This window comes from Kitasatospora sp. NPDC056783, assembly GCF_042789895.1.
In the GTDB taxonomy this organism is placed as follows: domain Bacteria; phylum Actinomycetota; class Actinomycetes; order Streptomycetales; family Streptomycetaceae; genus Kitasatospora.
The window spans coordinates 1-8,546 of the sequence record NZ_JBHUAF010000376.1 but is presented as its reverse complement, the minus strand read 5'-3'; the positions used below and the strand labels follow the sequence as shown (position 1 = coordinate 8,546).

Below are 8,546 nucleotides of genomic sequence, written 5' to 3'. Positions count from 1 at the left end.
GGAGTGCTGCCGCACGCCGCGAGCACGGCGACGCCGGAGGCGGCCACGATCAGCGCGACCGTGCGCTGGGGCGTCCACCGCCGGGACGGCCTCCGATCACCGCCCGCGGGGTGCCCGGGCGGTGGACGGTGGCCGGAGCGGCCGGGGCTGGGGGGACTGTGGAGTTCACGCACCGAGGATCCCTCTCCTGGTCGGGGGTCGGCGGCCGAGGGGCCCGTACGTCCCCATGCTTGGCAACAACCCGCTCCACAGCGACAGCTCCTGACCCGTCCGAGTGGGCGGGCCCGCGCGGCGGCGGCCCGACGGGGTCCTGGACCGGGCCGGACGGGGCCCGAGGGCAGGCTTCAGGAGCCTCCGGATCGATCCGCCGACGCCGACACGGCTCAGGCGGTGGCCGGCTTCGCCGCCTCCGCGCCCTCCGCGCCCTGGGCCGGAACGGCCCGCAGCTGCGGAGCGGGCGGCGCCGGGATGAGGGCGGCGACGGCGGCCGCGATCAGGGCGACGACGCAGCCGATCACCAGGCCGACCCGGAAGCCGCCCTCCGAGGGCAGGGTGTGCCCGCCCAGGGTGACGGTCATCTGCGACAGCACCACGCCCATCACGGCGGCCGAGACCGAGGTGCCCAGCGAGCGCATCAGGGTGTTGAAGCTGTTCGCCGAGGCCGTCGAGGACAGCGGCACCGCGCTCATGATCAGCGCGGGCATCGCGCCGTAGGCCAGGCCGACGCCGCTGTTGCAGACGATCGTCACGACCAGCACGCCCCAGGTGGAGCCCATCAGCACCAGCGCCAGCCCGTACCCGACGGCGATCGTCAGCGCCCCGGCGGCCAGGGTGAACTTCGGGCCGCGTGCCGCCGACAGCTTGCCGCCCAGCGGCGAGACGACCATCATCATCAGCCCGCCGGGCGCCATCCACAGGCCCATGGCGAGCATCGACTGCCCCAGCCCGTAGCCGGTGGCCTCCGGCAGCTGGAGCAGCTGCGGCACGATCAGCGCCTGGGCGTACATGCCGAAGCCGACCAGGACGGAGGCGAGGTTGGTCAGCAGCACCCGGGGGCGCGCGGTGACCCGCAGGTCCACCAGCGGGTCGGTGACGCGCAGCTCCCAGCGGGCCCAGAGCATCAGGATCGCGGCGGAGGCGGTGAACAGGCCGAGGGTCCGGGGGCTGCCCCAGCCCCAGTCGCCGCCCTTGGAGACCGGCAGCAGCAGGCAGACCAGGCCGAGGCTCAGGCCGATCGCGCCCACGTAGTCGAAGCGTCCGCCGGCCGGACGCGGGGTGGCCGGGGCGGGGACGACGGTCCAGAGCATGCCGATGATGACGACGGTCAGCACGGCGGTGCCCCAGAACAGCACCCGCCAGCTGGCGTAGTCCGCGACACCGGCCGCGATCGGCAGGCCGAGGCCGCCGCCGATCCCCATCGACGCGCTGACCAGCGCGATCGCCGAGCCGAGCCGCTCGGGCGGGAGGACGTCCCGCAGCAGACTGATGCCGATCGGCACCAGGCCCATGCCCATGCCCTGCAACGCCCGGCCGGCGACCATCGGCACCAGGGAGTCGGCCACCGCGCACAGCACCGAGCCGAGCAGCAGCGGGACGCAGGAGGCGATGAGCATCGTCCGCTTGCCGAGCAGGTCACCGAGGCGCCCGCTGATCGGGACGAAGACGGCGGCGGACAGCAGGGTCGCGGTGATGACCCAGGAGGCGTTGGAGGGGCTGGTGTGCAGGAGCTGCGGCAGCTGGCTGATCAGCGGGGTGACCAGGGTCTGCATGATCGCGGCGACGGTGCCGGTGAAGGCGAGCGTCGCCACGATCGGACCAGTGCGGCGGGCGGGGGCGGGGCCGTTGATGACGGGCCTCCTCGACGATCGAGGGGATCAGGTGATGTGCTACTTGCACATCATGTGCGGATCGCACATGAGCATCAGAGTACACACGATGTGCGCCATGCACATCGCATGCGAGCTGCACATTTCTGGCATACTGAACGGTGATCCATGAAGAAGCCGCAGGTCAACGCGGTGATGAAGGGACCTCGCCATGGCCAGCCCCACGCACCAGGTGGCACTCGAATTCCTGGTGTTCGCCCGGCACCGCGACCTGAGCCAGGTCGACAACCGCCGCCCCGAGGGCAGTCAGCTCGAACGCAGCGCGTACATCCTGCTCAGCCGGGTCGACGCCGAGGGGCCCATGTCGATCGGGCAGCTCAGCGACGCCTTCGACCTGGACGTCTCCACCCTCAACCGGCAGACGGCGGCACTGACGGGCGCGGGCCTGCTCGAACGCATCCCGGACCCGGACGGCGGGATCGCCCGCAAGTTCCGCCTGACGGACGAGGGCCGGCGGCGGCTGGGCGAGGAGCGCGAGGCCCACGTCCGGGCGCTCGACCTCGTGATGGCGGACTGGCCGGAGGAGGACATCGCCTCCTTCGCCGGCTTCCTGCGGCGCTTCAACCTCGGCATCGAACGACTCGACGGACGGCCCTGGCCCCGGGACTGAGCCCACACGGGAGCGGGAACGCCGCACGGGAAGCCGGCCGGGCCGACTTCCCGTGCGGGCCGGCCTTCCGGCCGACGTCCTGGTCCTTCAGCTTGGTGCGCCCGTGCCGACCGTCAGTAGATCCTGATCCAGGTGATCTTGTGGATGTACGGCTGGCCGGGGTTCCAGTTGCTCCACTTGTTCAGGGTCACGCTTTCCAGCCGCGGGTCGCTGAGGTTCCGCTGGAACTCGAACGTCACCACGTTGTTTCCGGACTGCACCCAGTTCACGCCGTAGATGGCGACGGGAAGATCGCCGGCGTTCGCGAAGCAGAGAGTGGCGCGGCCGTCCTCGTTGTGGATTTCCAGGTAGTCGGGCTCATTGCAGGGCGTACCGTTGATCGTCACACGATCCGTCGTGGTGGGCGCGGCCACGGCCGGCGCGACCGTGGTGACCAGGGCGGTCACGGCCAGGGCGGCGGCGGCGAGGGAACGCCCCATGGACAGGCTCATCTGCACTCCCCATCTCGGTGGATTTTCGCACGCGAAGGTACTTCCGGACCCCGCTTTCCGTTGGGGCCCGAATCAACACTCAGGCAAGCGAAAGGAATGCGGGAGCGCCTTCTCGGCCAACCTGCCGAGCGTATGGAATGTGCACGGAGGAGGATTCTCCAGTTCCGGTGGCAGCGCATGGAAAAACCCGAACCACCGTCAAGCGACAAACGATTCAGCGGTTCGCATGGAATGTCTGCGACCCATGGTGCCCACAAATCGAACGACGCGGAAATTCGGGCGGTCCGGTCGGCTGCGGACGACGACACGGCTCCCGACCCGAACCGACCGCCGCCGCTCCGCCCGGGTCGGCCCAGGACCGGCCTCACCGTCGGACCGGGGCCCTCCGCTCCGCTCCGGAGGGGACCACCGCGCGCGCCACCCCCTGGCCGCCTGTCCGGTTCACGACCGATGCGACCGATGCGACCGATGCGGCCGACCCGGCCAACCCGGCCAACCCGGCCGACCCGGCCAACCCGGCCGACCCGGCTGACGCAACCGCCACAACCGAAGAACTCGGTGCCACCGACCAGCGCCACGGACACGCCACCCGCGATCAGCGCGCGCCGGATCTCAAAGGCCCGCGGCTTCGAGCCGGCGACGAGTTCGAACTGGTCCACACGGCGGTCAGCACGCCGAGCGGACTTCAGCCGCCCGATTGCCACCACCAGTGATCACGCGACTGTCGGGAGATCGGGCAGAAGAAGCCCTCAGGCCTTCGTGCCCGGCTTCCAGTCCTCGGCGAGGAGGCCGAGCAGCACCTGGTCCATGAACCCGCCCATCACCCAGGCCGAGGAACGCAGTTCGCCCTCGCGGACGAAGCCGTTCTGCTCGGCGGCGCGCAGCATCGGGATGTTGTCCGAGAGGGTCTCGACCTGGAGGCGGTTGAGGCCGCGCACGACGAACCCGTAGTGGCACAGCACCGAGACCACGTCGGCGCCGTAGCCCTTGCCTCGACAGGACGGCAGCAGACCCAGCCCGATGTGCGCGGACCGGTGGTGGGTGTCGATGCCCCACAGGTTCGCGGAGCCGACCAGCGCGCCGCCGTCCAACTCCACCACGGAGAAGGGGACGTTCTTCATGTCGCTCGCGTCCACCACGAGCCGGGGATCGTTCGAGCCGGGCACGATCGGCCGCCACGGACGGCCCTCGGAGCGGGCGGAGTTGACCACGTCGTCGTAGAGCTCGGCCCGCAGGATCGGGATGTCCTCGTCGTACCGGGCCCGCAGCCCGACCTTGTCGCCTCGAAGCATGCGAGCTTCCTATCCGAACGAGTCGTTCGGCGGCAATCCGTTTGAGGCCCCGGCGGCCGACGGTGCGTGTCGGACCGCCATGGCACGATCCGGCGGTGACGTGCGACGTGTGTGGACACGGAATGCGGCGGAGACCGGTGGCGGAACCGCGCATGGCCTGGGACCTGCCGGTGAAGGAGCGCTGGTTCTGCCCCTGGTGCTACGCGTGGACCGAGCTGGGACACGATCCCGGCGAGGTCTCACGGCCGCAGTACCAGGCGATGGACGGGCGCTGGGAGCGGGCGGAGTCGCCGTCGCTGCCCGAGGACACGGCCCACGCCTATGACACGGCCTACGCCTACACGGGTTCCGGTGCGACCCTGTGCGGCATCCGGCACGACGGGCTCTCCGTCTCGCCCTACTTCTGGATGCCGGAGTGGGCCAACGCCTGTGGCGCGTGCAAGGAGAGGGCGGCCGTCATCGACCGGCGCCGGCCGCCGGAGATACGCCGGGGGAACCGGGTACACCCCGCCCCTCCTCCCGGGTCCGACCGGCCGCCCTTCTGACCCTTCGCGGATCGCCTCGGCGCGAGGAGCACGAGAAGTCGGCCGGTCCGACTTCTCGCGCCGAGGCAGGGGCGTTCAGCTCGCCGGGCCGGTCCCCTCCGGGAGGGCGGCGACCACGAGAGCGACGGCCTCCTCCGCAGTCTCGGTGCGCGCGATCAGCTCACCACGGCTCCACACCCCGTACAACCCCTCGTCGTACGGGCAGAGGACGTACCCGACCTTCGCCTTCCAGGGCTCCTTGATGGTGCTGGAGAACCACAGGTTGTAGTGGCTGTTGACCGGCATCAGCGCGCGCAGCACCGGCTGGGCGTAGGCCGCCGCCAGCACCGCGTGGGCGCGCGGGTGCCGGCTGAACGGAGCCGAGTGGATGCGGTCGAGCTTGACGAGCCAGGTCAACTCGACCTTGTCGAACGGTTCGCGCTCGTGGGCGAGAGCCCAGGGCCGGTACTTGATGAACGAGTCGCGCGCCCGGGTCTCCTCGAGACCCACGCCGCCCGTCCAGGCCGCCACGGCCCTGGCCGCCTTGGCGAGGTCCGAAGTCCCCCCGCTGGCCAGGGGCGTGCCGTTGAGCCGGAGGCGCACGTCGAAGGTCCGCCGTCCGTTGCCGGGCGGAGACACCACCACTCCCCGGCCGTTTCCCGCGCCGAGGTACTCCGCGAGGCGGCCCCACTGCCCGTCGGGCTCGGGCAGGCCGAGCCCGAGTTCCTCCGCTGCTTCTCTCAGCGCTGCCCGGAGAGCGCCGTCATCGTCCCAGATTCTCTTACCAGAGCCGGAGTTCATGACCCCAGTCTGGCAAGGACGGAGGCTCACTCCGACTGGGGGCGGACACCAAGGCTTCGCCGGTACTCCCGCAGGAGCGCGAGGAGGTTGATCAGGGTGCTGGCCGGAATGTTGCCGATGTCGATCAGGCGGTGGCCGTAGAGGTTGACCTCGCCCGATTCGGCAGAGGGCCAGAGGAGGCCGAACTCGCGCCCTTCGGTGCGGAGTTCAACGATCAGCTCGGTGAGCTGGCGAGGGGTGAGGTGAAGGAGCGCCGGATCGGCGGGATGGATGGGGTGGTGGGCGCTCACCGGCAGCGCTCCCGCATCAGCTCGAACCAGACGGTCTTGCCGAGGTGTTGGGGATCGACGCCCCAGCGGTGGGTGAGCCCGGCGACGAGCTGGAGGCCCCGGCCGGACTCGGAGAGGAGGGGGAGGTCACGCGGCTGCTCCGGCGGGAGCGGACTGCGGTCGGAGACCGAGACCCGGAGAGTGGTGACACGGTGGTCGATGAGGATGACGGGAGAGATGGTCTTCCCGTGGCGCCAGGCGTTGACGATGAGTTCGACCATGGCGAGCTCGGCGTCCGCGATGAGGGAGGGCGGCCAGCCGGCGCTGGCCATGCCGTCGCGGAGGGCGCCACGGGAGAGGGTGAGGGAGGGGGAGTTGAGGTTGCGCACGAGGTCTCCCAGGGGGGATGGGGGGATGAACCGAGCGAGCTGTCACCGTGAGCCAGCCCGGACATGGGTGCTCTGCGGTGCAAGGCAGCGTTACCGACGCCCACATCGGTGATCGGTGCGTCACCGACTGTAGGACACCACTGGCACATGTACCGGCACTTCTACCCAATCCTTCACTCGATCGATGGATTGCTGGACCCCTCGCGGGATTGCGATGGATGCTTGGGGCATGCCACCAGGAACCACCCCTTCTGCCAGGCAGGAACGAGTCGGCATCGAGCTGCGGAAGATGCGCGACTGCGCCGGCCGAACAACTGCCGAGGCTGCCGCGCTGTTTGGGATCTCCCGAACGAAGATCACGCAGATCGAGAAGGCGCAGTACCCGATCAACGCCGAGCGCGTGAGGATGCTCGCCTCCGACTTTCAAGAGAGCGACACCGCCTTCGTCGAGGCACTCGGAGCCATGGCCGAGGAGCGCCACAGAGGTTGGTGGGAGGACTTTCGCGGCTCCGTGCCGGTCGGCTTCCTGGACATCGCGGAGATGGAGTACTTCGCCAAGGGGATGCGCACGTACCAGGTTTCGCACGTACCGGGCGCCATGCAGACGGAGGCCTACTCAAGAGCCATCTTCGGCGAGGTCTACCCGCCGCTGCCTGCACGCCTCCTCGAAGGTCGACTGGAACACCGCCTCAAGCGTTCGGAGGTGCTGATGCGTGAAGGCGCCCAGCCATACTCGGCGCTGGTCCACGAAGCCGCTTTGCACATGCGGTTCGGCGGTCGCGCCGCCGCAAGGCAACAGCTGGACAAGTTGCTTGAGTTCTCGGAGCTCCCGCACGTCACGCTCCAAGTCATCAGCTTCAATGCTGATGGATTCATCGGCGCAGGCCAGGGCGTCTTCTACGCGAAAGGGCCAGTGCCCCGGTTGGACACCGTTCAGCTCGACGCCGTGGGCGGACCGGCGTTCCTGCATGAGCAGAAGCAGTTGAAGAACTACCGCCACATCATCGACACGATGACCAAGCGCTCTCTGTCCGAGAGCCAGTCTCGTGACGCCATCAAGCTCATCAAGAAAGAGATCTAATCCATGGAAACCTTTCACTGGCAGCGACCGAAATCTTGTGCGGACGCCAACGCCTGCCCCGAGGTGGCCATAGGCCCCGACGCCGTCTTCGTCCGCAGCAGCCTTCGGCCCGATGGCATCGCCCAGCTCACTCCCGACGAGTGGCGCGACCTCGTCTCGGCCATCCGCGCCGGCGAGTTCTCCGCCTGACCGCCTACACAACGAAGCCCTGCGAGAGGAATCCGACATGGACGAGCTCGTCTGGCAGAGGCCTACCGCGTGCGGGGACGGGAACAACTGTCCCGAGGTCGCTGTCACTGCTAACGCCGTCTTCGTCCGCAGCAGCCTTCGGCCTGACGCCATCACCCGACTTGATGTCAGCGAATGGCGGGACCTTGTCTCCGCGATCCGCGCCGGCGAGTTCGACGCCTGACCAAACAGAACGGAGGGTAGCTCGATGGAGAACCGCTCCTGGACTCGCCCCCGCGCGTGCGCCAACGCAGGAAACTGCCCGGAGGTCGCTATCACCACTGACGCCGTCTTCGTCCGCAGCAGCCTTCGACCCGATGGCATCGCCCAACTCACCCCCGACGAGTGGCGCGACCTCGTCTCCGCGATCCGCGCCGGCGAGTTCTCCGCCTGACCCCCGATTGGGCGCACGGGCTCTGAGCTGCTAACGTTCTCTCAGTCGCGAGGGACAAGATCCCCCGCCAGGCGTCAGCGGTACTACCAGAGTACGTCCTACTTTCAGTAGGAAGAGTCCGTGCAACCCGGGCCTGGCGCTCCACATCCGTAAGGGCCCGACACCTCCCCAGGTGCCGGGCCCTTACGCGTTCCACGACCTGGAAACCCCGGTTCAACAGTCTGCCGTTCACCTGCTAATATTCCTCATGTCGCGAAGGAGCTGATCCTTCGTCAGGCGTCAGCGGTACTACCAGAGTACGTCCTACTTTCAGTAGGAAGAGTCCGTGCAACCCGGGCCTGGCGCTCCACTTCCGTAAGGGCCCGACATCTCCCCAGGTGTCGGGCCCTTACGCGTTCCACGACCCTTCCCCTCACACCTGACCCCGATTCAACATTTGTGCGATGAGCTGCTAATGTTCTTCTCGTAGCGAGGGGCACGATCCCTCGCCAGGCGTCAGCGGTACTACCAGAGTACGTCCTACTTTCAGTAGGAAGAGTCCGTGCAACCCGGGCCTGGCGCTCCACATCCGTAAGGGCCCG

At 68.9% G+C, this 8,546-nt stretch carries 13 protein-coding genes; 7 read left to right on the top strand and 6 right to left on the bottom strand.

Translation table 11 applies throughout. From position 1 onward, the window contains the following. Nucleotides 1-383 precede the first annotated feature (383 nt). Nucleotides 384-1,847 carry an MFS transporter gene (locus ACFRMQ_RS34060; protein WP_380734636.1) on the bottom strand — a complete coding sequence of 488 codons (1,464 nt, stop codon included), beginning with the start codon at nt 1,845-1,847 and terminating at the stop codon, nt 384-386. A gap of 190 nt (nt 1,848-2,037) precedes the next feature. Between ACFRMQ_RS34060 and ACFRMQ_RS34055 the strand changes: the two genes are divergently transcribed. After that, nucleotides 2,038-2,496 carry a MarR family winged helix-turn-helix transcriptional regulator gene (locus tag ACFRMQ_RS34055; RefSeq protein WP_380734635.1) on the top strand — a complete coding sequence of 153 codons (459 nt, stop codon included), beginning with the start codon at nt 2,038-2,040 and terminating at the stop codon, nt 2,494-2,496. A gap of 113 nt (nt 2,497-2,609) precedes the next feature. On the opposite strand, the gene ACFRMQ_RS34050 is transcribed toward ACFRMQ_RS34055, so the two are convergent. Next, nucleotides 2,610-2,987, bottom strand: a complete 378-nt coding sequence (locus tag ACFRMQ_RS34050) for a beta/gamma crystallin domain-containing protein (protein WP_380734634.1) — start codon at nt 2,985-2,987, stop codon at nt 2,610-2,612. Nucleotides 2,988-3,154: 167 nt separating this feature from the next. On the opposite strand from ACFRMQ_RS34050, the gene ACFRMQ_RS34045 reads away from it, so the two are divergent. Next, nucleotides 3,155-3,700 (top strand): hypothetical protein, encoded by a 546-nt coding sequence (locus ACFRMQ_RS34045; RefSeq protein WP_380734633.1) that lies wholly within the window; start codon nt 3,155-3,157, stop codon nt 3,698-3,700. Between the two features lie 36 nt (nt 3,701-3,736). Here ACFRMQ_RS34045 and ACFRMQ_RS34040 read toward each other — a convergent pair whose 3' ends face one another. Beyond that, nucleotides 3,737-4,279 carry a GNAT family N-acetyltransferase gene (locus ACFRMQ_RS34040; RefSeq protein ID WP_380734632.1) on the bottom strand — a complete coding sequence of 181 codons (543 nt, stop codon included), beginning with the start codon at nt 4,277-4,279 and terminating at the stop codon, nt 3,737-3,739. Between the two features lie 152 nt (nt 4,280-4,431). On the opposite strand from ACFRMQ_RS34040, the gene ACFRMQ_RS34035 reads away from it, so the two are divergent. Next, the gene (locus ACFRMQ_RS34035) at nt 4,432-4,824 is read left to right on the top strand and encodes a hypothetical protein (RefSeq protein ID WP_380734631.1); all 393 of its coding nucleotides are present in this window, start codon (nt 4,432-4,434) and stop codon (nt 4,822-4,824) included. Nucleotides 4,825-4,899: 75 nt separating this feature from the next. Here the strand turns inward: ACFRMQ_RS34035 and ACFRMQ_RS34030 are convergent, their stop codons facing one another. Genes ACFRMQ_RS34030 through ACFRMQ_RS34020 form a run of 3 tightly spaced genes read right to left on the bottom strand, consistent with a single transcriptional unit; the run spans nt 4,900 to nt 6,262 of the window. Beyond that, on the bottom strand, nt 4,900-5,604 hold the full coding sequence (locus ACFRMQ_RS34030) for a DUF6193 family natural product biosynthesis protein (protein WP_380734629.1): 705 nt from the start codon (nt 5,602-5,604) through the stop codon (nt 4,900-4,902). A gap of 26 nt (nt 5,605-5,630) precedes the next feature. Continuing rightward, nucleotides 5,631-5,894, bottom strand: coding sequence for a hypothetical protein (locus tag ACFRMQ_RS34025; RefSeq protein ID WP_380734628.1), 264 nt, complete (start codon nt 5,892-5,894; stop codon nt 5,631-5,633). Further along, a complete protein-coding gene (locus ACFRMQ_RS34020; protein ID WP_380734627.1) occupies nt 5,891-6,262 on the bottom strand; it encodes an ATP-binding protein in 372 nt (123 codons plus the stop codon). The genes ACFRMQ_RS34025 and ACFRMQ_RS34020 overlap by 4 nt, the downstream gene beginning before the upstream one ends. A gap of 229 nt (nt 6,263-6,491) precedes the next feature. Here ACFRMQ_RS34020 and ACFRMQ_RS34015 point away from each other — a divergent pair, with 229 nt between their 5' ends. From ACFRMQ_RS34015 to ACFRMQ_RS34000, 4 genes are read left to right on the top strand one after another with little or no spacing between them, the layout of a single operon-like run. Further along, on the top strand, nt 6,492-7,343 hold the full coding sequence (locus ACFRMQ_RS34015; protein ID WP_380734626.1) for a helix-turn-helix domain-containing protein: 852 nt from the start codon (nt 6,492-6,494) through the stop codon (nt 7,341-7,343). Between the two features lie 3 nt (nt 7,344-7,346). Next, the gene (locus ACFRMQ_RS34010) at nt 7,347-7,532 is read left to right on the top strand and encodes a DUF397 domain-containing protein (protein WP_380734625.1); all 186 of its coding nucleotides are present in this window, start codon (nt 7,347-7,349) and stop codon (nt 7,530-7,532) included. Between the two features lie 37 nt (nt 7,533-7,569). Next, entirely contained in the window at nt 7,570-7,755 is a 186-nt protein-coding gene (locus tag ACFRMQ_RS34005; RefSeq protein WP_380734624.1) for a DUF397 domain-containing protein, read from the top strand. A 24-nt stretch (nt 7,756-7,779) separates the two neighbouring features. Further along, a complete protein-coding gene (locus ACFRMQ_RS34000) occupies nt 7,780-7,965 on the top strand; it encodes a DUF397 domain-containing protein (protein ID WP_380734623.1) in 186 nt (61 codons plus the stop codon). Nucleotides 7,966-8,546: the final 581 nt, after the last annotated feature.